The 23,488-nt window shown below is 43.1% G+C and carries 18 protein-coding genes and 1 tRNA gene; 12 read left to right on the forward strand and 7 right to left on the reverse strand.

All coding sequences use genetic code 11. The features are described 5' to 3' along the window. Positions 1-322: 322 nt before the first annotated feature. From HMPREF9010_RS14845 to HMPREF9010_RS14820, 6 genes are all read right to left on the reverse strand, one after another. Complete coding sequence (locus HMPREF9010_RS14845; RefSeq protein ID WP_004302334.1) at positions 323-1,468, reverse strand: OprO/OprP family phosphate-selective porin; 1,146 nt, start codon at positions 1,466-1,468, stop codon at positions 323-325. A gap of 13 nt (positions 1,469-1,481) precedes the next feature. Next, positions 1,482-2,852 carry a DUF5690 family protein gene (locus HMPREF9010_RS14840; protein ID WP_004319656.1) on the reverse strand — a complete coding sequence of 457 codons (1,371 nt, stop codon included), beginning with the start codon at positions 2,850-2,852 and terminating at the stop codon, positions 1,482-1,484. A 219-nt stretch (positions 2,853-3,071) separates the two neighbouring features. After that, positions 3,072-5,438, reverse strand: a complete 2,367-nt coding sequence (locus HMPREF9010_RS14835; RefSeq protein WP_008648458.1) for a hypothetical protein — start codon at positions 5,436-5,438, stop codon at positions 3,072-3,074. A gap of 24 nt (positions 5,439-5,462) precedes the next feature. After that, entirely contained in the window at positions 5,463-7,496 is a 2,034-nt protein-coding gene (locus HMPREF9010_RS14830) for a tetratricopeptide repeat protein (RefSeq protein WP_008648459.1), read from the reverse strand. A gap of 26 nt (positions 7,497-7,522) precedes the next feature. Further along, complete coding sequence (locus tag HMPREF9010_RS14825) at positions 7,523-8,068, reverse strand: DUF3575 domain-containing protein (RefSeq protein ID WP_004305849.1); 546 nt, start codon at positions 8,066-8,068, stop codon at positions 7,523-7,525. 241 nt (positions 8,069-8,309) lie between these two features. Further along, entirely contained in the window at positions 8,310-11,063 is a 2,754-nt protein-coding gene (locus HMPREF9010_RS14820) for a heparinase II/III family protein (RefSeq protein WP_008648460.1), read from the reverse strand. Positions 11,064-11,226: 163 nt separating this feature from the next. Between HMPREF9010_RS14820 and nuoF the strand changes: the two genes are divergently transcribed. From nuoF to nuoE, 3 genes are read left to right on the forward strand one after another with little or no spacing between them, the layout of a single operon-like run. Further along, positions 11,227-13,134: an NADH-quinone oxidoreductase subunit NuoF gene (gene nuoF, locus HMPREF9010_RS14815; protein WP_008648461.1), complete on the forward strand. Its 1,908-nt coding sequence runs from the start codon at positions 11,227-11,229 to the stop codon at positions 13,132-13,134. 13 nt (positions 13,135-13,147) lie between these two features. Further along, positions 13,148-14,914 carry an NADH-dependent [FeFe] hydrogenase, group A6 gene (locus tag HMPREF9010_RS14810; protein WP_008648462.1) on the forward strand — a complete coding sequence of 589 codons (1,767 nt, stop codon included), beginning with the start codon at positions 13,148-13,150 and terminating at the stop codon, positions 14,912-14,914. Positions 14,915-14,933: 19 nt separating this feature from the next. Beyond that, positions 14,934-15,410, forward strand: coding sequence for an NADH-quinone oxidoreductase subunit NuoE (gene nuoE / locus HMPREF9010_RS14805; RefSeq protein WP_032852535.1), 477 nt, complete (start codon positions 14,934-14,936; stop codon positions 15,408-15,410). Between the two features lie 88 nt (positions 15,411-15,498). On the opposite strand, the gene HMPREF9010_RS14800 is transcribed toward nuoE, so the two are convergent. After that, positions 15,499-15,586 (reverse strand) — tRNA-Ser (locus HMPREF9010_RS14800). A gap of 397 nt (positions 15,587-15,983) precedes the next feature. On the opposite strand from HMPREF9010_RS14800, the gene HMPREF9010_RS14795 reads away from it, so the two are divergent. The 9 genes from HMPREF9010_RS14795 (at position 15,984) to HMPREF9010_RS14750 (ending at position 23,458) form a co-directional block, all read left to right on the forward strand. Further along, on the forward strand, positions 15,984-16,598 hold the full coding sequence (locus HMPREF9010_RS14795; RefSeq protein WP_007754216.1) for a TetR/AcrR family transcriptional regulator: 615 nt from the start codon (positions 15,984-15,986) through the stop codon (positions 16,596-16,598). Positions 16,599-16,694: 96 nt separating this feature from the next. Next, a complete protein-coding gene (locus tag HMPREF9010_RS14790; protein WP_032532373.1) occupies positions 16,695-17,801 on the forward strand; it encodes a tyrosine-type recombinase/integrase in 1,107 nt (368 codons plus the stop codon). 93 nt (positions 17,802-17,894) lie between these two features. After that, positions 17,895-18,350 (forward strand): hypothetical protein, encoded by a 456-nt coding sequence (locus HMPREF9010_RS14785; protein ID WP_007754198.1) that lies wholly within the window; start codon positions 17,895-17,897, stop codon positions 18,348-18,350. Between the two features lie 91 nt (positions 18,351-18,441). After that, on the forward strand, positions 18,442-19,518 hold the full coding sequence (locus HMPREF9010_RS14780; RefSeq protein WP_007754197.1) for an Imm5 family immunity protein: 1,077 nt from the start codon (positions 18,442-18,444) through the stop codon (positions 19,516-19,518). Positions 19,519-19,610: 92 nt separating this feature from the next. Then, a complete protein-coding gene (locus HMPREF9010_RS14775; protein WP_007754204.1) occupies positions 19,611-20,378 on the forward strand; it encodes a hypothetical protein in 768 nt (255 codons plus the stop codon). A gap of 513 nt (positions 20,379-20,891) precedes the next feature. After that, on the forward strand, positions 20,892-21,089 hold the full coding sequence (locus tag HMPREF9010_RS14765) for a hypothetical protein (protein WP_007754182.1): 198 nt from the start codon (positions 20,892-20,894) through the stop codon (positions 21,087-21,089). Between the two features lie 10 nt (positions 21,090-21,099). Next, entirely contained in the window at positions 21,100-21,651 is a 552-nt protein-coding gene (locus HMPREF9010_RS14760) for a hypothetical protein (RefSeq protein ID WP_007754180.1), read from the forward strand. Positions 21,652-21,681: 30 nt separating this feature from the next. Further along, a complete protein-coding gene (locus HMPREF9010_RS14755) occupies positions 21,682-22,524 on the forward strand; it encodes a helix-turn-helix domain-containing protein (RefSeq protein ID WP_007754178.1) in 843 nt (280 codons plus the stop codon). Between the two features lie 31 nt (positions 22,525-22,555). Then, positions 22,556-23,458 carry an RteC domain-containing protein gene (locus tag HMPREF9010_RS14750; protein ID WP_004326095.1) on the forward strand — a complete coding sequence of 301 codons (903 nt, stop codon included), beginning with the start codon at positions 22,556-22,558 and terminating at the stop codon, positions 23,456-23,458. Positions 23,459-23,488 lie beyond the last annotated feature (30 nt).

A 23,488-nucleotide genomic window follows, 5' to 3' on the forward strand; every position in this document is an offset into this window, starting at 1 on the left:
TATATTTTAATTATTCTGTTTATTGAAGTTCTTTCTAAAACTATACTTTCTATTCCACCCAGGTTGGCAAACTGGTAACAGAAACTATAGAAAAAATAACCAATGCAAAAAATCTCCTTTATTGTCTATTACGAACAATAAAGGAGATTTACCTAGAACATTCCAGTTTTTTCTGTCTTCTTATTTTTTACTTTTTACATACGGTTCTGCATATTGAGTCGGCAGTGCTCTCGATATATCTTTAAAACATTTAGTAAAACTAGTATACAATACACCTTCCTATTCCTTTATTATAGCTTTATTCGAACGGAACTGCCAAGTACTAGAATATGAATTGAAAACGTCCCTGTACTACACTAAAGTTTGTGCTTTCGATCTCTTTGATATGCGAGCCGGGGATGAAGTAGCTATAATTCAATTTGACAGCAATGTGTTTATTGATATAGTAATTCAATCCGAAGGAGAGGTCTTTCTGTGTTCCGCCTTTTATTCCGGCATCATTCAGAGAGAGATAATTGAAACGGGCACATAGTTCAAGTGCTTTTCCTTCCGGTCTTCCGGGACAGGCTACTTCTTCGTCATACAGATAATTCTGTCCCAACAATAGCCAGGAACATTGCAGATAAGCTCCTTGTGCCGTATAGTTCTCAAAACCCTTTTCCCGTTTTACATGGGCGCGGATGTATTCACCCTGAAGAAAGAATTTATGATAGTAAATTAGCAGTTCGGTTCCTATTTTAAATTGGGATGCTGCATGATCTACATCTGCTTGTATTAATGTACGATTATCAATCGTGCTCACGCCCGGAGATTTATAAGTAAACGTATTCCTGTTCTCATCTTCGGGAAGCGTGCCGTCCGGTGTACGATGGATAGCTGCTAATCCTATATGTATCAGTTTCGCTTGCTCATAAAGTGGACGGTAAACCAAACGTCCGTCAATGGCATATCCTTGCGATGCGTTTTTCAGGTTGCTCAAATCATTATCGGTAAAGAATCCGCCACACAGATAGTAATATTGGGTACGATAGGAATAGGCTACTCCCATACGTCGGCTATTTGTCAATGCCAGCACAGCTCCCGGAGATTGGTTGAAGCGAAGATCAAATGTACTACAAATCATATCGAGACTGAATGGCTCATAGAATTGTCCTATCTGAATGGAACTATTCTTATAGGAATAGGTGGCAAAAGCATCTTTGATGGCTACTTTGTTTCCGGCATATCCCATTTCCAGTTTCATTCCCCAGTTCTGATAGGTAGCTTTTACACCGATGCGAAGGTCATTAAATTCCGTGCCGTTGCCAAAGTTATTCGGATTCTTCAGATACACTCCTCCATCCATTAATAGACGCCCGGTGATTTTATATTGTATGCCATCGGGCAGATTCTGTGCCGTTATCCGGGAAGTCGTTAGTATTAGAGATAGAAGGAAGGAGAATTTCAAATATAGTCCTATTATTTTCATCGTCCACCTTTTATCAAATTTGTGAAAAAGTAGTTGGCTCCATACCTTCTCCCGTAAATTTTATCCCGTTGCTCATTTCGGCTTCTTTCGCTTTCTTCAGCTGTTTCTCTTTTTTATAGCGCTGTATCAGGTAAATCATGGAGCAGGTGAAAGCAACCGTACAGATCAGTCCTACGTAACCGGATAATATATTATAAAATTCCAACCAGTTTATGTCTGCATGGGCAAATTCTTTGAACATCAAGACAAGTACAGTTCCCGTATATCCGATAAAATCAATGGTCACAATGAAGAAACCGACATTTCCTTTTATCTTGAAACAAGCGATGAAGCGGTCGAAAAAAATGCTTTGAAAACAGAGGTAGGCAATATACAGACAGAGACTTTGGACAAACAGCCAGGTGATTGCATCCAATTGCAGAGAATCGTAATTGAAAGATATAAAACTCATGGTGGCTGTCCCAAGTACGACCAATCCCAGCAGGGCAACCAAAACTTTTATGTTACTTTTCACAAAGACCATCGCTCCGAATAACGCCAGAATTATTAATGTAACGACTGTATCTACCTGCGCAAACATCCATGAGGACTGTCCGTTCATATCAATAATCTTCACCAGGAAATCTTCCTTAATATCTCTAAGCACTACCAACATTAGGTTAGCTACAAACAATAATACAAGAAATGGCATAAAGTCGATGAACAGTTCTTTCCGTTGCTTGCCATTCAGAGTTACACGACTACTCTTTTGTTCTATATCTTGTGCCGTAGGTTGTGGCAAACGGGTTAAGCTATATCCCAAAAGAGCCAATAAAGGAAGTGCAAAAGCACCGATAAGTGCCGGCATCCAAAATTCGCTGACGTTCAATGTATTCATAACGAACAATCCGATGGATTTTGCCGTTCCCGAACTGATAACAATACTGATTCCTAAAAGACTGGCCAAAATATCCGTAGTGCGGCGACCTTCGATAAAACTGAAAATAACTCCCCACATACAGCCCAATGACAATCCATTGAAGAACATGGCAAACATATTATAAGGAGTGGGAAGTGCTCCGAACGCAACCAATGACAATTCCGCTACGGCAATGGAAACGAGTATAAACTTCAGGCGATTCTCTCTCTTCAATTCGGAAATCAACTTGATACCTATAAACTTGGCTATCAGATAACCTGCTATCTGAATGATAGTAACCAGTACTTTATAATCAAAGCCGAATGCTTCTATCCCGTCAAAAGTAGCAGCTGTGAAAGGTTTGCGCAATGTATAAACCAGTGAGTAAGAAAGAAGGGCTGCTCCACCTGCCCATAGAATAAAGAGGAAATCGGCTAATCTTCTGTTTGAACTTAGTTTCGATATTGCTTCAGTAATCGTTTTCATACGTTTTCGTTTTAATTTCTGGAGCAAAAGTAGAGGAGAATAGCAAGGGAGAAAATGAATTCTAAAGATTCATTTTATTCATTATCAGGTAGAAATGGAAGTAATATTAATGTAACGTTTATGTAACCGTAATTTCTTGGAAATGGAATACAAAAAGGGTTGCACAATCACTAATCCGGTATTGCGCAACCCTTTTTATTCGATTTCTTATTTTTCTTCTTATTGGAAAGTAGGCATCTTGAATCTGTACAATAATCCACCTACCATGGAAGCTACGCGGTCAGGTCTTCCTTGTTCGGAGCCATCGTATGTATCGGTACGGATACCGACTTTAGGTTCGGCATACAGATACAAAGAAGAAGCCACTTTCAGCTTTACCTGCACACCGGCATCCAGTCCCGGCACTGCTCGGAACTTACCGTAACGGCGTACCAGTCCGGCCGTAACTCCCACAAAAGGAACAACATCTATCACATGATCGGGGCTGTATCCTTTTGCCAATGTGGCCAGACTCATCATATAATCCATACCCAAACCGGCATAATGAAGATTCATCTTCGACGACGTTTTGGCCTTGTACATAATTGTTCCATTTACCCGCCATGCAGATAACGGAGTGTACCATTTACCTATGCTTCCTTTTGCTTCTACACCTGCATTCTTCACCAAATCTTTGTTGGCTACGAGCAAGCTACCCAATCCAAGTGCACCGGAGATGAAGTAACGCTTGTCATCCTGACCAAACACGCTACGATTGGCTGCTTTTGAATAAGGAACAAAGCGATAGTGGAAACCTGCATTGACTCCTACCATTACGTCTTTCTGCATAAAGCCCAGATTACCTTCAATGAACTTATCTCCATACAAGCGAATCTGCGGTTCAATGTACAAACCGAGAAAATCATTCACATGCCATAATCCCTGTATGCCTGCATTAATACCCGGTTGGAACTTATGGTCTGATTTGGAAGTATAAGCAAGGTTGACACCTACCGAACCTATTAAATCAAAGATACGATCGGGATTATATCCACTCATGGTAGACGTTATGTTCCACAAGTAATCAAGACCACCACTGACGCTGGCATGTCTAAGTTTGCCCGCTTTAACACTTCCCGGAACTACATAGTTCGTAAAGAATCCACCCGTACCCACCAGGCGCAAACCGGAATAAGGGCTCAACCACTTACCGATAGAGACAGAAGCCTGCGGACCTAAAGAACCAAGGTTTTCAAGATTCGTCTTATTCAGGAACATTTGCACACCGATTCCCGAAGTCATAAACAGATTGTCTGCGATGTGATTGCTTGAGAATCCGTTCTTCGGACGTGCCGCACGGTCAATCGTATGATAAGTCAAACCAAAATTCAACTCTCCGAGCTGATCCGTATTGCCACCTACTCCGCAACCTCCTGCATATTTCTTATTATACACATTGAAGCGAGGTTCTATAAATAAATCCACAGAACGGTTGATACGGAAACTTCCTTGCACACCGACTCCTATTCCCGGAGCATACTTGGCGGTTTTATCCACTCCTTTCGTACCTGCCAAGTTAACTCCGGCAATACCGATCAGACTAAATATTCTGTCTTCATCATATCCCCAAAGAACATTATTGATATTCAACAGATAGTCCGCATGCAGATCGACATGTTTAAAGTAGCCGCTTGCACTGCCCGAAGGGGTGTCTGAAAGTCCAACCGTCCCGGACAAACGCAGACCGGAAGAAGGACTGAACCATTTACCGATTCCGGCAGAGAACTGGGGACCTAATCCTTTAATCGTATTCTTGATTCCCGGAACTTTCAGTGTACTGATACCACCGGATAAAGAGATAAACATATGATTCAGGAAGGAACTTTTATCGAAATCATCGAAATGAATCTTAGTTCCCATCGGAGCAGCAGGCATATAGGTCAGACCTACCAGAACCGAACCAGCCATTTTATAGTTTCTCCAACTTTCCGTATACGCAAAACCGTCATTATACCATCCGATCCGCGGTTCTACAAACAAATCCAATGTAGAAGAAAGACGTACATTTCCCTGTAAACCGAGATGAGCGCCGTAATAAAGCTGACCGCCGCCTTTCAAATCCGGATACTTTTCGGAACGATCGCTATTGTCGCCCACCTTAGAATAACCGGCTTCTATACCTGCAATCCCTACTAACTCAAAACAACGGTTTGCATTGTATCCGTATGCCAGGGAGGACATATTCAACAGATAGTCCAGGCTGCCGCCACCCATTTTTATTTTAGAATCGTAGATACTCGACGGCAGATAACCTAAATTCACCCCTATCCGAAGTCCATGAACCGGAGTTATCCACTTTCCCATAAAGAGATGGGCGGTCATTCCCATTCCATCCTGACTATCTCCACTTGTTAACAAGCTGTATGGCCCTATTCCGGCAGAGAAAAAGAGATGTTCATTGAATTTATTGCTCTCGAACTTTTCATTTGCAGGCCGTTTCTGTAACATATATTGCAATGCACCATAATCCTGTGCCTGTAAGGTAACAGCAAGCATCAGGAAGATTGCCACTGCTACATATTTATTGTTGATTCTGAAGATATTCATCGTTTACTCTTGTTGTATATATCATTATTTAATTTTCTGCTCTTCCGGCAGCAAGTCAATAATATCACCGTCCACCTTCGCTACTTCCAATAAGGAAGGATCAAGTTCAAGGGCCTTCTCAATGCTCATAATCGCATCACCTATTTTCTCCAGGCGGTTGGCGGCAATCGCTTTTATATAATATTCGCGGGCGGTCTCTACATCTATGGTAGAAATCTTATCCCATGCTTCCTGATTCTTCTTCATTGCCAGCAGCATCACCACCTCATTGAAAGGGCTGGTAGCCGCCACCTTTTCGAAAGCATCATTATAATAACCGGCCAATGCCTGAACAATGGCCTGCAAATCTTCAGAAACCGCTTCTTCGGGAACCAAGGTCAAGACTGAATCTGCTTTTGTATATTTCCCTTCGTGCAACAAGGCAATAGCCTGATTGGACAATAACTCCACCGGTGCCGATTTACTGACAAACGGTTCGAGAATACGTGAATCCGGAGTATCTTTCTGTATCGTTGCCACTGCCAGTTCATTGGCTGCATACGTAAAGTTATCATAAAGTTCAAGAGCTTCCCTGCAATACTTTTCTCTTTCGTCGGGAGTTTTTGCTGTCGTAATCATACGGTAATATTCGAAACGGGTCAGTTCCTTCGGATTCTTTCTGTAAAGTTCTCTAATCTCGTCGTCCGTCAAAGAACGGAAGATTGAATAACCATACGTATATTGCACCTTTCTCAATTTAGGCAGATAAGTAGCCGCAAGTTCCTTGTAGAAAGGTTTCGATTTCAAGACCCCATTCAACCGGTAAGGAGTAGCTGCATATTGTTTGATTAAGTCCTCTACTTCTTTAGCCAGTTCCGGCTTGGAGTTTTTTTTCAGCAATTCAGCTACCTCCTTCCAGGAGGCAACCGATGCATCCGATTTCACCTCCAACAGTTTACGTGTTTCCGGGTCCAGTTGTGCCAGTATACGTTCCAGGGCTTTATCCGTACGCAATTTTGCCAGACGAAGATTCGTCGCGTAAGAACCGTCCGGCGAAGCCACCCCCGTAATATGAAAACTCTTCAAAGAGGCATCCGGGTTCGTCTCAATAGCACGTAATTCCTGATTCAACCGGTTCAGTTCCACCTGATTCTGTGGATTCTTATCATCTAGGTCGGCTTTACCTACCAGGAAGGTTAAGTTTACCTCACCTTTCGTATCCCGCAACTGCATCACGGGTTTCGGAAGATATTTCTCGTCCGTCAGGCTGAAAGCGGAGAATTTATACTCCAAGAAGCGAAGCGGGTTGACCGTTCCGCGTGCAATGGAGAAAGAGTCACGATAAATGATATTCCGGTAATTTTCCATCGCCAGATGCACATCTGCACGGTAGTCATGTTGCAGATATTCTATATAGATAGAATCATGGTAAGCAATAATATCCCCCTTGCGTGAAGAAGTAGTTTTCACACGGATGTAATCGTGCAAAGGATCTTTATCCATATCATAATCGTACATTCGATTTTGCGTTGTATTATAAGTATCCCCGTCGAATACAACAGGACGCATCAACAGACGCTTTTTCAGTGTCACATCATAAATGGAAGGCTGCAATACCAAGCGGCGATGTGAGTTAAACATCTCCTTAGGCACCGGGACACGGGTTTTCAGATGAAAATAATTACCTTTGATTTCGATGTCCGTAGGTTCCGGAATCACTTTGTCCTTCACTTTGGAAGTAATCGTAACTTCGTCCAGTTCGATGACGGCATCTTTCAATACTACATTCAGAATCTGCTTTCCTGCCACCTTCACTGTTTTGTCTTCATAACCGACACATGTAAACTTCAACGAGCCGTTTTTCTCAACCAAGACACTGTAACGACCATCCTCGTCGGACATTTCTATACGTTCGTCATTGACCGGATTCAACACATTTACATTCGGAACACTTTTTCCCTGCGGGTTTGTGATATGCCCCTGCACGCGGATCCGTTGGGCGGATACATTCATACCGACGAACATCATCGCCACGAGAAGTATACCTGTTAATCTATCACGTTTCAAATTGATTTTCATTCTCTTTTCTGACTAGCTAATGTTCGTTATCGAATAATATAAACAAAGGATACCCCCAGTTTGACAGGTGCAATGGTGGTCTTACTATCGTTGACCGCACCCGGTTTCGGAGTACCCTTATCATACTTAAACTGACGGTAGCGCAACACACCCACTCCGGCAGTTGCTTCGATGTTCCAATGATCGCCCAGCACCCATGCGTATCCATAGGTCAAACCAGCGGCGTATGCATCGCCTTTGTGATGCACATCTTTTACCATCATATCAAAATTATTCACGAAAGCGGTGATTCCAAGAAAATGACTCACCATCGGACGATTTAGCCAGTAACGAACTTCAGGCTGAAAATGCGTGAAAGTCGTTTTAAAGTTGTCTGTACTGATTGGGTTCGCAGCAATCCCCATGTTCAAGGAGACATGACTACCCAATACAAATTCTGCTTCTACATTCGGACTGGCGGTCAGCCAACCCAATGCATTTGTCTTTACAGCCACCCGTTGTGCGTGCACATGTACACCACAACATAATAACAGAAATGATAACGCAGCTATTACCCTGCGACCATTTCTCATCACATATACCATCATTTATTTCCCACTAAATATTTCCCACTAAATATTTACCCACAAAAAAAGGGCTTACTGTCCATTTTATATACTACTTGGACAGAAAGCCACAAAATTAGAAAAAATATAGTATTAAAAACGTTTAAACACGCTTTTTTTGTTTTTTATTGCAACAATTTCCATCTTAGGCCATAATATACCATACTACGGATAAGATATACAATTTTTCTTTATTACCAATGAAACATCAGATACGCAACAACATAGGCTCCGACGCAGCATCGGATTTTATCTTCTTATCGCCGATAACAACCGTACAGGGAGCAGAAGAAATAATATACCATTTCCCTTCTTTCTTTTCGAGCAATACATTAGCGGCATTGTCGGTCTGAATCATTACCCCGGGTGCAACCAATTGGGTTCCATTCCCTAAAAACAACGTCCGGTTTCCTGCATATTCATTGCTGATAACAGCATAATCCGCTTTCACTTTCATTCCTTGATAAGTAGCGGTTTGTGCAGCATCAGATAGAGAGAAGATATGATCTATACGTCCGTTTTTGCTTTTCACACAGATACCGGCAAAGTCTTCCAAACCTGCTCCTTCTGCATCAAAATAAGAAACAGACTGAATAGCAGACGGTTCCTTTTTCGTACTCGGTTCATATATCGAGACAAAAGGACGATTCCAAGCTTCTCCATGCTGACGGGCAACAAATGTCAGCGTCGGCTGCTCCTTTATATTATAGGGCATATTCGGTGTACGGCTTAGCCCTTCGGTCATTGGCGCCAAAGCCGTAAAGACTTCACGATCCGGTTCGCCTTTCATCCAAAGATTCATGTATATATCATCGCCGTCCTTATCTTTCATATCTATGGTGAAAGTTGCCTTGACATCCTTATTGGTCGCAGCCACTTTCTTATCATATAAATAGGAATAAGCGTAAAGATGTGCGCCTGCAAAGGCGAGTTCTTCCGTAGGCTGGAGATTCAGGTCGCTGCCATCTGCTGTCGTCAATGTCAAAGTCTGCCCAAGGTTGTGATAAAAATAATCGTGCATCTTATCGCCTCCTTTCTCTTTCCGGCTGCGGAATACATCGACATAATACCCCGTCTCCGCCCCAGTAGTGACAATACTCATCATACGGGTCTGATCCGCCCTGCTTTCCGGTTCACGAAAATAAAGGTTACTGTAAGTAACGGACGTAAATGCTTTGCCCGGTTCCGCTGATGCCGGGAAACAGGAAAGCAAATCAAAAGAATGGTTACTTTTCATCACCGGATAGCTCGATATTCCATCCACACAAACTGTATTATGACTGGGGAATTGAGAATAATATTCCGCATAATCCAGTCCGCTATACAGGAAAAGCCCGATACCTGCATCCGGACCCAATACGTATCCTTTTCCGTAAAGTTCCATCGAAATGCCGTTAGCGTGCATGTGATTCCCTTCACTGCCATTCAACGAAATCATCAAACTGTTGCGCGGATGCATACCGTTACGCTGTACCAGCCATGACACATTGGGAGCATAAAACAAAGGAGAAACATAATCTTCTATCTTTCCCGGCTGCACTTTGGGATTTAGCGTCAGCGGTTTATCTTCAAAGAAAGAATTGACAGATACACGCACATTCTTCTTTTCTGTTTTATCATTTCCCAAATCCGGGTTCAGGCATTTCAATAAAGCCGTGAAATAGTTTTCCTGTTCTTTCTTCCCGTTCGCCTGTGCATTCTGTATCATACGGATAAAGAAGTTCGTACTCAAATATCCCGGATGCGTATCTCCAAAGCCACAAATCATACGGTTGGGAAACAGATATTGGGGAGTGGTTGCTACCGCTTTCGACAATACAGGCATTGCTTTCACCAAATCATATTGCAGATTCGTATCAAACTGATTCACGAAATTGGCATAATCATTGATTACCACACTGCTATATCCCGGACATTCTGCCCAAATTCCCGTATTTATATCGAAACCATAATCCGCCAATCGCGTCAGACTCCACTGGCGGATGCTGGAACGGTTCATCACATAGTCGATATAATATTCACGTCCTTTTCCGTCGGCATATTCTTTATTGTCTTCCAATACCAATCCGACATTCATAACAAACCGTGCCTGTAGCAAATTCCAGTTGTTATGAGGTACACCGTTCGCAATGATATTATCCGCCCATTTCTTAAAAGCCCCGGCGTAGATTTCCATTTTATCCGGGTAATTGGCCTTTAGATAATTATATAGAAAATCGTATAAAGGTACAGCGATATGGAGTGCGTCTTCATGGATGACTTCGAAAGAAGTCAATCCTACCAATGTTTGCTGATGGCCGTGATTCAGGTCGATGGGCACGTTTCTATAATAAATACCCGTCATATATATATCAAAGACCCCTGCGGCAAGTTTAGCGAATTTCTCTTCATCCGTCATCCAATAAAGGAAAGCGGCATCACGGGCAATTCCCAGGATTTCGCAGTTCAGGCTTTCAATATTCCGGCCTGTTTTGGATGGGTGTACACTCTCCATAGGACGGTCGGGAAGTGCATTATTGCAGAAAGTGACATTCCCATCCTCATCATCATAAGGAACGACATCCGCCAATTTGGGACGGCCGTGGGTAGCAGCTGTGCCACGGGTTCCCGTGTAGCGCACAGTGGGATAAGGAGCTCTTTCACCACCTGCATGGTCGAACGTTTCACCTTTCACATATACTTCCGTGGCATGAGACTTCCAGTACATTGCCAAACGAGACAGCAACCACGCCGGTTGAGCATCCGTCAGGTTCGTATATACTTCCGTCCGTTCCTTCAATTTATTGAAAACATCTTTCGCCCATTCTTCTTTTTTAATCAGCTTCCATGTTTCCTGCTTTCCCGCCGGAGTAGTCAGTACCCGCGGATGTGTCTGCGGCATCTTTTCCGGCAAAGGAATCTCTTGTCCGGATGCGCTGTTCAGAAAGGATAGAAAACATAGTCCAAGTAAAATTCGTCTCATACTTCAATTTTCTTTTTTTAGGTTTGATACCTATTAAATACGAAGATAGAGATTTATTTACCTAAATCCTCCGTCAAAGAACAATTTTATTTGTACGAGACTACGCTGTTATTTCAAACAAAGAATTATATTTGCAAAAAACCGACTAACAATTCTGATACTTATGAAAATTTTATCTATCCATGATTTGGCAACAATCAGGAAGAGAGCAAAGCACAATCTTTCATTGCGCGAAGAAAGCAATGAAAAGGTGACTGAAAAGTGTTACGGACTGGCATCCGGTGCGCAACATCTTCAGATTCTGATCTGCGGTGGTACAGGCTGTAAGGCATCTTCCAGCCAGGGTATTACAGACAATCTTCTAAAAGCCATCAAAAAGAACGAAATCACCGATAAAGTAGAAGTCATCACCGTAGGCTGTTTCGGCTTCTGTGAAAAAGGTCCTATCGTGAAAATCATCCCCGATAATACCTTTTACACCCAAGTCACTCCCGAAGATGCGGAAGAAATCATCAACGAGCATATCATCGGAGGACGAAGAATCGAACGGTTGCTGTATGTAGATCCTAAAACGGAACATACCGTCAGCGACTCCAAGCACATGGATTTCTACCGGAAACAACTTCGCATCGCATTGCGTAACTGTGGTTTTATCGATCCCGAAAATATTGAAGAGTATATCGCCCGTGAAGGATACTTTGCATTGGCCGATTGCCTGCTTAACAAACAGCCGACGGACGTTATTGATATTATCAAACGTTCGGGACTTCGCGGACGTGGTGGTGGCGGTTTCCCGACGGGACTGAAATGGGAATTTGCCAACAAGCAACAGTCAGATGTCAAATACGTGGTTTGTAACGCCGACGAAGGAGATCCCGGTGCATTCATGGACCGTTCCATTATGGAGGGCGACCCACATTCGATTGTAGAAGCGATGTGTGTCTGCGGTTATTCCATTGGTTCCACCAAAGGATTAGTATATATCCGTGCCGAATATCCGTTAGCTATCAACCGACTGAAAACAGCTATCAATCAGGCACGCGAATACGGATTACTAGGAGATCATATCTTAGGAACAGATTTCAGTTTCGACATAGAAATACGATACGGAGCCGGAGCTTTTGTCTGCGGAGAAGAAACTGCCCTTATTCATTCGATGGAAGGAAAACGGGGAGAGCCGACTCTGAAACCTCCCTTCCCTGCCGAATCCGGTTATCTGGGAAAACCAACCAATGTAAATAATGTGGAAACGCTTGCCAATATTCCCATTATTCTAACCAAAGGAGCCGACTGGTTTGCAACGATTGGCACAGAACGTTCCAAAGGAACCAAAGTGTTTGCTCTTGCCGGAAAGATTAATAATGTCGGACTGATCGAAGTGCCGATGGGAACTACTCTTCGGGAAGTAATCTACGAAATCGGAGGAGGCATCAAAGGCGGAAAGAAGTTCAAAGCTGTACAAACAGGAGGACCGTCAGGCGGCTGTCTGACAGAAAAACATCTGGACACTCCCATTGACTTTGACAACCTTCTCTCGGCCGGTTCCATGATGGGTTCAGGAGGGATGATTGTCATGGATGAGGACGACTGCATGGTATCCGTAGCCCGCTTTTATCTGGATTTTACAGTGGAAGAGTCCTGCGGGAAATGCACACCTTGCCGCATTGGAAACAAACGTCTGCTGGAACTACTGAACAAGATTACGGAAGGAAAAGGCACAGAAAAAGACCTGGACACACTTGCCACTTTGGGACAAGTCATCAAAGATACTGCCCTCTGCGGATTGGGACAAACCTCTCCAAATCCCGTTTTATCCACATTGGATAACTTCTACGATGAATATATGGAACACGTGCGGGATAAGACTTGTCGCTCTAAGCAATGTAAATCACTATTAACGTATACCATCAGTCCGGAACGCTGCATTGGTTGTCATCTATGCGCCAAAAACTGTCCGGCGGATGCTATCAGCGGACTGGTGCGCAAACCACATGTCATTGCTCCCGATAAATGTATCAAATGCGGCATGTGCATGGCACGCTGCAAATTCAATGCCATTCTTGTCTGCTAAAATCTTATTTACTATGGAAGAAAAACAAATTACTCTCCAGATAGACGGTCATTCCATCACTGTGCCCGAGGGAAGCACTATTCTTGAAGCCGCTATCAAAATCGGTATCAATATACCTACGCTGTGTCATATCGACCTAAAAGGAACCTGTATAAAAAATAATCCGGCTTCCTGCCGTATTTGTGTGGTTGAAGTGATGGGACGGCGCAACCTGGCTCCTGCCTGCGCTACCCGTTGCACGGAGGGCATGGTAGTAAAAACCAGTACCCTGCGCGTAATGAACGCTCGCAAAGTGGTGGCTGAACTGATCCTTTCGGATCACCCCAATGACTGCCTCACTTGCCCTAAATGCGGCAACTGCGAGCTCCAAACGTTAGCACTGCGTTTCAACATTCGCGAAATGCCTTTCAATGGCGGTGAGCTGTCCCCCCGCAAACGGGAAATTACCGCTTCTATCGTCCGTAATATGGATAAATGCATTTTCTGTCGCCGCTGCGAAAGTGTCTGTAACGATGTTCAGACAGTCGGTGCGCTCGGTGCCATCCGTCGCGGATTCAACACGACGATAGCCCCTGCCTTTGACCGGATGATGACGGAAAGCGAATGTACCTATTGCGGACAATGCGTAGCTGTCTGTCCGGTAGGTGCACTGACCGAACGCGATTATACGAACCGCCTGCTCGACGACTTAGCTAACCCGGATAAAGTGGTGATTGTGCAAACAGCCCCTGCCGTACGTGCTGCCTTGGGCGAAGAATTCGGTTTTCCTCCCGGCACTCTGGTAACCGGGAAAATGGTGTATGCACTTCGCGAACTGGGATTCGACTATGTATTCGATACTGATTTTGCAGCCGACCTTACCATTATGGAAGAGGGTTCTGAAATTCTGAACCGCCTGACACGTTATCTCAACGGAGATAAATCCGTACGGTTACCTATCCTGACCTCCTGCTGTCCGGCATGGGTGAACTTCTTCGAACATCACTTCCCGGATATGCTGGACATTCCATCCACCGCCCGTTCACCGCAACAAATGTTCGGTTCTATCGCCAAATCCTATTGGGCGGAAAAGATGGGAATTCCCAGAGAAAAGCTGGTAGTCGTATCCATCATGCCCTGTCTGGCAAAAAAGTATGAATGTGCCCGCGATGAATTTAAAGTGAACGGTATTCCCGACGTAGATTATTCTATTTCCACCCGTGAACTGGCACGACTAATTAAACGTGCCAATATCGGGTTCCCTCTCGTACTGGACAGCCCATTCGACAACCCGATGGGTGAATCGACAGGTGCCGGTGTCATTTTCGGAACAACAGGTGGTGTAATGGAAGCCGCCCTCCGTTCTGTCTATGAAATCTATACCGGAGAACCTTTGAAAAATGTAAATTTCGAACAGGTACGCGGACTAAATGGCGTCCGTCGTGCTACCATTAACCTAAACGGATTTGAATTAAAAGTAGGCATCGCACACGGACTAGGCAACGCTCGTCATCTACTGGAAGATATACGGAACGGGCACAACGAATATCATGTAATCGAAATTATGGCTTGCCCCGGAGGCTGTATCGGTGGCGGCGGGCAGCCTTTGCATCACGGCAACTCGGAAATACTCTATGCACGCGCCAACGCACTTTACCGTGAAGACGCCAACAAACCTTTGCGCAAATCGCACGAGAATCCGTATATCAAGACATTATACGAGGATTATCTCGGCAAACCGCTAGGTGAGAAATCGGAAACTCTCCTGCATACGCATTATTTCAACAAAGCGATTGATTAACTTTTAAATGAAGAGTATTATGTCAGATATCAAACTAGCCTGTGACATGGCAGAGCAAATCAAAACGATCTGCGACAAGCATGGAAACAAACCGGGCGAACTTATCAATATTTTGCATGAGGCACAGCATTTGCAAGGGTATCTACCCGAGGAAACGCAACGGATTATCGCTTCCAAACTTGGAATTCCCGTATCGAAAGTGTATGGTGTCGTTACTTTCTATACTTTCTTTACCATGATTCCCAAAGGAAAACATCCCATCTCTGTTTGCATGGGTACAGCTTGTTATGTACGTGGTTCAGAAAAACTGCTGGAAGAGTTCAAACGTGTATTAGGTATCGAAGTCGGTGACACTACCCCGGACGGAAAGTTCTCATTAGACTGTCTGCGTTGTGTAGGCGCCTGCGGACTGGCTCCGGTAGTGATGATCGGCGAGAAGGTATATGGTCGATTACAACCGGTAGATGTAAAGAAGATTATTGAAGAATTGGAATAACCGAATTCCCGAAAACAATATAAAACAAACGGCTGCCTTGATAAGTCAAAACAGCCGTTCATTAATATTAAAATGTAAAAAAATGATGCGGAGAGAACGAGATTCGAACTCGTGATACCCTTTAGGGGTATACACGCTTTCCAGGCGTGCCTCTTCAACCACTCGAGCACCTCTCCTTACAATTACCAACTAGAGAAAAAACTCTCCATAAAAACAGAAAGCAGCAAAAAGCTGCTTTCTAGCGGAGAGACAGGGTTTTGAACCTACAAATCTAACCGCTTATATTTCAGCTACTTTGCTTTCAAAATTTCAAATAGGTAACGAAACAGTAACGATTTTCAGATGTTGGGCTTGTCCAACTTTGACCGCTGTTTGTCTGCCTAACTTTCGGGTTCAAAGATACGGCTTTCTTTTGAAACTCGCAAATATCTGATAATAAATATTTTTGGGTTAGTGCAAGGTGCAAGCTATATATATAAATATATACTTGCACCTTGCACTAAAAAAAAGCACTGGGGTACAAATGCTTAAAACAAAATCCGTATCTTCGTAACCGATTAAAAACAAACGTGTATGATAATAACTAACCGTGAAGAAGTAATAGATAAAGCGTTCGGCGTATTTGTCAGGATGAACTACGAGAAAGCAAGCATTATCATGCTTGCCAAAGCCTGCGGGGTGACAAAAACGGGTATCGTTTATTATTTTCCGCACAAGCTGGATTTATTCATGGCTGTGGCGGACAAATACGTGTTGCAAATGCACGAACCGGAAAACAAGTTTGCCGCTCCTGCCGATACGTTGGCGGAGTTCATCGGGCAATACGTGGCGGGGGTAGCCGCTTCCATGAAAAGGATTGTTGAACTAATTGGCGATAATAGCAGCCCGCATGATTGTAGTCCTAACTTCTACTACTTTCACTTTCTGTCACAAGTGCGCATGTACTATCCGGACATCAGGCAGAAAATTGAGAAAATCTACCGACAAGACTATGACCTATGGGAGAAAGTCATACAGAAGGCAAAAGAAAGCGGGGAAATCAGGAGCAACACGGACGTGAAGAAAACGGCTATCATGTTCCGGCAAATGTTTTTAGGACTGTCATACGAACAAGCATTTCTAAACGGTTTGAACGTGGACGAACTGGCAGAAAATTTTCGTCATATCTATTCGCTGCTTAAAGCCTGATACTCTTTTGTTTTTTTTAACCTCGATTATTTTTGAACAGATGTTCAAATAATGGTATTTTTATCTTATCTTTGGAGCGAAGCAAAATTCAGCGACATGAATAAGGTTCAGAAACAAAGAGGAAGCATCGTGCTACACAAAGAAACAAGGGACGGTACGGACTACATACGGATAGAATATGCGAACAGTCAGGCTGTCGCCCTGCTGCTCGCCCAAGACACGGGCATGGAAATGGCTGGTAACGGCTCTGCATACATAGCGTCAGCCGCTTTCAGCCTGCCGGATTTCTACGACCGCTATTCACCCCACGCCTATATTGATTACAGCCGGGTTTACGTGCGGCATCCCAAACCCAAAAGGGAATACACACTGCCGAAAGGCTACTTGGAACTGCTGGAACAGAAGCGGTACAGCCTTTCCACCATAAAAGCCTATAAAATCTATTTCAGCGACTTCATGGAATACCACAAGGGGCATGACCTTGACCTGCTGACGGTCGAGGACATCAACAGCTATATGCTCCATATGGTAAAGGAAAAACATATATCCGCCACCCAGCAGAATATGCGTATCAATGCTATCAAGTTCTATTACGAGAAAGTGCGGAAAGGCAGGCGGCAATATTATGGCGGGATAGCCCGTGCGAAAGAGTACAAGGCGTTGCCCGAAGTATTAAGCCGGGAAGAAATGAAAAGCATCTTCGCACAGTTGCCCAATCGAAAACATCGGTGTATGATTTCTCTTATATACTCTGCCGGACTACGCCGAAGCGAACTTTTGAACCTTACCCCGAAAGACATCATCAGCGAACGTATGCTAATCAGGATTGCCGGGAAAGGGAAGAAATGCAGATATTCCTTGCTGTCGGAAAAGTTGCTCAACGAATTAAGGGCTTACTACCGGGAATACAGACCGCAGAAATGGCTTTTTGAGGGCGAACAGTCGGGCGAACAATACTCACCCAGCGCACTGGTTAAGGTGTTGAAAGAAGCGGCAAGAAAAGCCGGAATAAAGCACCGGGTACACCTGCACATGCTCCGGCATACATTTGCCACCCACCTACTTGAACAAGGGACTGACCTAAGAACCATACAGGAACTTATGGGACATACCGACATAAAAACAACAGCAATTTACCTGCACGTGTCGAACGCCCATAAAGCCAAAATACCCAATCCGCTGGATTGTTTAGATGATGATTAGGCAGTGATTTAATAGTGAATAGGAACTGCACCATAAGGTGCGTTTATCGAAAAATTAACATCAATATAGTACAGAACAACATCAAATTATATTATGGTATGTAAATTCATAAATTGGATAAAGGATAATTGTTGGATAATAGTAGGTATTTTACTGGCTGGAAATATTATTTACGTCTATTTTTCTGATAAATATTACTTTTATAATTCCCAAAATGTACGTTATACTATTGGCAAGTATAAAGATACCTGTTTTCTGGTAGGAAAAAATCCAAAAATACAATATGATTTTTCTTATGAAGTAAATGGAAATAGCTATAATACTTACACAAGAGCAACTCTTAGCAATTATAATTTTGAGGAAGATAGACTACTTATTAAATATTCAACAAAAATGCATGGAGCAGGAATTGTTGTAAAAACAGTTGTTCCTAAATGGGTATTATCCCCACCCAAAGACGGATGGAAACAATTTCCTCCCGACATAAACTGGAAAGGTGCGGAACTTGATACCGCCTATATGGAAAGTATGAATTTGGAAATACCATAATTTGATGAGAATAAAAATAGAATGTTAACAAGGTCGAGGAAACAGCTTAACGCTGTCCCTCACCAAACCATTAGCGAAAATAGAAACCAGCATGATACAGCAAGTAGAAAAACTGAAAGAAATAATCAATCAAAACAGTATGGGGCATTTGCCTTTGCCCTACCGGGTTGATTTGATGAAACGAATAGGCAATGCACGGATAGTACAAAAAATATTGTGCGAGTGTTGCAAGAAAGCTTGTTCTTGCTTTTCAGAGGAATTTGGTGCGGAAAACCTATTATACAGTGCCTTGTTTGAAATAGACAGTTATCTGTACAAGAATAAGGGCACAATCGAAAGCATATCGGTTTCGGTGGAACGGTTACGTAATTATGCGGAACAATCCATTGAGAGTTGCGAAGATATGGCAGGGTGGGCTATCATCGCTTTAGGGTATGCTATCCAAAATGATGCTGCTTCCATATTGGAAATAGAGGATTATAACGGTGAAGATGATAATACTTTCGACTTTGAAAGTTGGAATGTGGATTTTATATGCTCGATAGCCTATTCGGGCAGCAACCCTTTCGTGGAAATTGGAAATGTGGAGAAACGCAAGGAATATTGGCTGTGGTATGCAAAAATGGTAGGGGAAGTTACTCAAAATCCTAATATTGAGCATTTACTATTGTCTGAATACAGAAGCGCAAGTTCTTCAATTGATATACCCGCACGCAATCAATTTGACGATACTATTGAAGCTCAATTTAAGGATATATTATTTTATATAATGGATTGTAAATCCCAAAAGTTAAAGGAAGGACTTGAATATAATATATTATTTGTTTCATGTGTAGTTGATATGTTTAGCATCACTTCTTCTAAAGGAGATATAATAACATTAAATACAAGAAATACAGATAAAATCTGTAATGCGTTTAGAAATATACGTGAACTAATGTATAATAAAAACTCAAAACAAGGTGCATGGTTTCAAGTTGAAATGTTCTTAAAAAGTAAGGCTCAATATACTCTCAAGTTCAATTATGATAACCTTGAGCAAATTCCTTCTTTTTTTCAGAAACCTGATTGGTTGTTGGAGATGTTTAGGGAATATCCTCGAAGCAAAGAATATACACCTCTCTGGCTAAGAAAAATAGTTGGAAGAAGAAAGCTGTATCTGACTTAGTTTCTATGAGTATATAAAATAATTTCGCTAACAACGCAGGATAACGGACAAGCCGTTCCCTGCTGAACCATTAATGGTAATTCTGACAAAGTATGAATATAGACGATATTAAAAATATAGACGACTTTCAAGTTTACTGTTGTACGAATAACGAACAACGGTATATCTATTCTGATATAGTGGAGAATGCAACACCGATTGCAGATTGTATAGACTTATTTATCGTTTCAGGCACACGTAGTATGGATAATATCAGCCTATGCACTAAATTGCGTTTTTTATCTATCAATAACTACAAGATAGGTAAAAAAGAACTTAGCAATTTGTTGGATTATAAAGAAAATCTTTCCACGATTACACATTTATATTTGTGGAACACGAAGTTGAATGATTTATCTTTATTGCAACTGTTTCCTAATCTGACGCATCTAATGGTTGCATATATCAGAAAAGAAGATTTTTCATTTGACGGTATTGGTTACACTCCCAAACTACATACACTTTGTATATTGAGTGCAAACAAGATAGCCAATATGGATTTTATACCCAATGATTTGAAGAAACAAATTAAAAATCTATCAATGGTATATACTTCAAGATTACACAGCTTAAAAGGTATTGACGGCTTTATGAACTTGGAAAAGCTATACTTGTCTGCATCAACAACAGAGAGTAAGAAAACAGTAAACTTGACTACTTTGTCCGGATTAGAAACTTTGAGAAAGCTAAAAAATATTGAGCTTAAATATTATAAGTTAGATTTGGAAGATGCCAAGAAAAGACTTTCTTCAAATCCTGCTTTAAGGCTTTTCAAAGTGAATAATATCAATATACCATTAACGAAGCGTGATAACGCCTAACGGCGTTCCCCGCTTAGCCATTACTAACAAATATGGATTATATATTTTATAGACTATATCGAATGTATGAAAAGCATGGCGACCCACCATACCTTAGTGCTGTCATCCACTTATGTTATAGCTTGGGCATATCACTCATTATAGCCTTTTTCGCTATTAAGGAATGGTATGACATGCAACATAAATATGCGTGGTTCTTAGAGGGACTTTATAGCTTATGCTTCTTACTCGTTCCTTTATGTCTGTTAATCATATATTGCTGTATTCGATACAGGAAAAAGAAAATTCTGGAATTAAAAAAGAAGTATCAAGGTTGCACAAGAAACAAGCTAATTTCTAATTGGATGATATTCTGCATTCCGATTTATATCGCAATCATAGGAATTTTAATTTTTCGTAAACTGTTTATAGCTTGATAAATCGGCAGAAAAATTCGATTAGTCTTATAAATAATAAAGTTAGTAACAACGAAAGATAGCATCTAACGATGCTCCTTTCTAACCATTAATCAATATGAGTAACCTTATCATAGTAAATAGATTTGGAAAAGTTCTGATATGGGTATGGAACAGATGTATAAAGAAAACTGCCATTCCTTATGAAGAACTTGATTTCCATTACCCCGATTGGGCTTTCATTATTACAGGTTGTATCTTTTTCGGGGTTGTGGTAGGTGTTACCCTGCTTTATTTTGCTTTTATAAAACAATAGACTATTTCCAATGAAAGCCCGACTTAAATACCCGATATTCAGCTTTGCCCCCAAAGGCAACATGATATACGTGTTTCGCAAGGAAGAACTGTACACAACGACCAATACCGAGTTGTTGAAGAAGCGGAAGAACTACATTGTAGTGGATGCAACCGGGACGAAATATGTTGAAAAGGGGGCGCACAAAGTGAAGTGGCAAGGGATATTCGGATATTGCATCAGGATGCAGGGACGTGTGATTTCCATTGAATACGAGTACGGGGACAACCCCGAACCGTTCCCACTACGAAAACTGCAAGAACTGGTAGCGGAACGATACCCCAAGACACGGTGGTTCAAGGAAGAATGCAGGAACAGCGCAGACGAGTTCCGGCAAGCGATTTTCGCCTGCAAGACCTTTGAGGAAGTGGCGGACATACTGATGCCCGAACAAAAAACGAGCGTTTGGCAGCGCATTGAAGAATATTTCCTGCGGGCAGGTTTTCTTATGCTTGCCGCCATGTTCCTTTATCACGTGGTTTGGCGGCTAATCCAAAAGTTTTGGCTATGGGCTACCGGGTAACGTACAGAAAACAAATCAATTTATTCAAATATGGAACAACGGATTACATCATTATTGCTGCCCGCTCCCGAAGCGGAACTGGAAGCGTCCTGCAAGGAACTGGACGAAAAGGTAACATGGCTGCTGCACAACAGCCGGAAAATGGACAACTACTTGGAACTTGAACCGTTCAGCAAGGACGGGCGGCTGTGCGCCCGCGTGTGCGACACGCTCAAGAGCCTGCCGGAAACGCCGACACTGGCGACATACAAGGACTACAAGGCAATCATTATCCTGCTGGGTATGTCCACCACCCATTACGCCATACTGGACGAACTGGCGGAACAGCACCGCAAGCGGGACGAGATACCCGAACTGACCGCCTACTGCGATGCGCTCCACTGGATGCGACCGGGACGGCAGTACCTCTGCAACGTGTACAACACGGTATGCCACGCTTTCTACCTGCTACGGAGAAACCCGGTAAGGGACAACCGCCTGCTGGTGACGGAAAAGGAACTGCGCCACGCCGAACGGATGCTGCCGGAGCTGGGCAGGCAGACATTCACCGAAATGGTGCGTCTGAAAGGCTACATGGTCTATGATGCCGAGCAACTGGCGGACAAATGCGGCATGGAATACGGCTCGTTCCGACGGAAGGTAAAGAAAATGACCGGGTACACGGCTAAGGAATGGGTGATAAAGGAGCGTGCAAAGGACGTGGAACACTACCTGAAGAACACCAACCTCACACTTACCGAAGTGGCGTTCACCACCGGGTTCGCATCGACATCGAACCTGAACGACTTCTGCAAGGCTTACTTGCTGGACACACCGGGTGAGATACGCAGAAAAGCGCAGGAAACAAGAAAATGCACAGTTACAAGAACGTAATGTGAAAAATCAAGAATAAAACAGATTTTTTATGCCCGTAACTTTGTGCTTCATAAAAGATAAGCACAAGGTTATGGAACATAAGATACCGTTGGAAACATACTTCGCCGGACTGCTTCAAAAAGTGGAATGGCAGATACAGGAATACGAGGACACCGCAGCGGACACGCTGACGCTCTGCCGCCTGTGCGTGGACTACCTGCAAGAGATACTGGGCGAACTCAAAAACTTTATAATCTCCTACCCGTTCGCCAGCACGGAAGAGGAAATACACTTCTTCAAGGAACTGAAACCGCTTTTAGCGAGCAAAATCATCTATTACAACACCGTTTACAAGATAGAGGTGCGCTTCCCCAGCGGTAGCGAGGAAGTGCAAAGGGACTACCTGCTGTCGGAAACCGACCGGATTTCAAAGTCGTTCCAGCGGAACTTGGCGTTCTACCAGTACCACCGAACGAAAGCCACCTACTTGGACAGGCAGTATTTCATGCGTGGGAAGCCTGACATACAAATCATCGTGGACAGTTTCTATTACGAAACAGACCCACAGTTCAGCACCAGTCACGATTTCAAGGTAGCCAAGATTTTAGCCAACGAACTGCTGGAAATATACCTCACCAACCGTCTGCACGAGCTGGAACGCCGGGAACAACGCAAGCGGGTGAAGAACGGCTTCATGGGAAAGGTGTTGCGCTGGACGGGGACGAAAAGGGCGTTGGTGGAACTTATCTACGCACTGGACGCCTGCGGCTGTCTGAACAAGGGGACGGTTGATATTAAGGAGATTGTAGCCTACTTTGAATACGTGTTCGACATCGACCTCGGCGACTTCTACCACACCTACATGGAACTAAAAGCCAAGACCAAAGACCGAACGGGCTTCCTCTCCACCCTGAAAGACAGGTTGCTGATGCGCATGAGGGAGCAGGATTAGGCAACCGTGCTTTAACAAAATTTATTTCGC

The organism is Bacteroides sp. 3_1_23, assembly GCF_000162555.1.
Classification (GTDB): domain Bacteria; phylum Bacteroidota; class Bacteroidia; order Bacteroidales; family Bacteroidaceae; genus Bacteroides; species Bacteroides ovatus.

What these genes read in the sequence shown, in the direction of transcription:
- HMPREF9010_RS14845 (WP_004302334.1), bottom strand. Translation starts at nt 1,468, where the DNA reads ATGAAAATAATAGGACTATATTTGAAATTCTCCTTCCTTCTATCTCTA.
- HMPREF9010_RS14840 (WP_004319656.1), bottom strand. Translation starts at nt 2,852, where the DNA reads ATGAAAACGATTACTGAAGCAATATCGAAACTAAGTTCAAACAGAAGA.
- HMPREF9010_RS14835 (WP_008648458.1), bottom strand. Translation starts at nt 5,438, where the DNA reads ATGAATATCTTCAGAATCAACAATAAATATGTAGCAGTGGCAATCTTC.
- HMPREF9010_RS14830 (WP_008648459.1), bottom strand. Translation starts at nt 7,496, where the DNA reads ATGAAAATCAATTTGAAACGTGATAGATTAACAGGTATACTTCTCGTG.
- HMPREF9010_RS14825 (WP_004305849.1), bottom strand. Translation starts at nt 8,068, where the DNA reads ATGAGAAATGGTCGCAGGGTAATAGCTGCGTTATCATTTCTGTTATTA.
- HMPREF9010_RS14820 (WP_008648460.1), bottom strand. Translation starts at nt 11,063, where the DNA reads ATGAGACGAATTTTACTTGGACTATGTTTTCTATCCTTTCTGAACAGC.
- nuoF (WP_008648461.1), top strand. Translation starts at nt 11,227, where the DNA reads ATGAAAATTTTATCTATCCATGATTTGGCAACAATCAGGAAGAGAGCA.
- HMPREF9010_RS14810 (WP_008648462.1), top strand. Translation starts at nt 13,148, where the DNA reads ATGGAAGAAAAACAAATTACTCTCCAGATAGACGGTCATTCCATCACT.
- nuoE (WP_032852535.1), top strand. Translation starts at nt 14,934, where the DNA reads ATGTCAGATATCAAACTAGCCTGTGACATGGCAGAGCAAATCAAAACG.
- HMPREF9010_RS14795 (WP_007754216.1), top strand. Translation starts at nt 15,984, where the DNA reads ATGATAATAACTAACCGTGAAGAAGTAATAGATAAAGCGTTCGGCGTA.
- HMPREF9010_RS14790 (WP_032532373.1), top strand. Translation starts at nt 16,695, where the DNA reads ATGAATAAGGTTCAGAAACAAAGAGGAAGCATCGTGCTACACAAAGAA.
- HMPREF9010_RS14785 (WP_007754198.1), top strand. Translation starts at nt 17,895, where the DNA reads ATGGTATGTAAATTCATAAATTGGATAAAGGATAATTGTTGGATAATA.
- HMPREF9010_RS14780 (WP_007754197.1), top strand. Translation starts at nt 18,442, where the DNA reads ATGATACAGCAAGTAGAAAAACTGAAAGAAATAATCAATCAAAACAGT.
- HMPREF9010_RS14775 (WP_007754204.1), top strand. Translation starts at nt 19,611, where the DNA reads ATGAATATAGACGATATTAAAAATATAGACGACTTTCAAGTTTACTGT.
- HMPREF9010_RS14765 (WP_007754182.1), top strand. Translation starts at nt 20,892, where the DNA reads ATGAGTAACCTTATCATAGTAAATAGATTTGGAAAAGTTCTGATATGG.
- HMPREF9010_RS14760 (WP_007754180.1), top strand. Translation starts at nt 21,100, where the DNA reads ATGAAAGCCCGACTTAAATACCCGATATTCAGCTTTGCCCCCAAAGGC.
- HMPREF9010_RS14755 (WP_007754178.1), top strand. Translation starts at nt 21,682, where the DNA reads ATGGAACAACGGATTACATCATTATTGCTGCCCGCTCCCGAAGCGGAA.
- HMPREF9010_RS14750 (WP_004326095.1), top strand. Translation starts at nt 22,556, where the DNA reads ATGCCCGTAACTTTGTGCTTCATAAAAGATAAGCACAAGGTTATGGAA.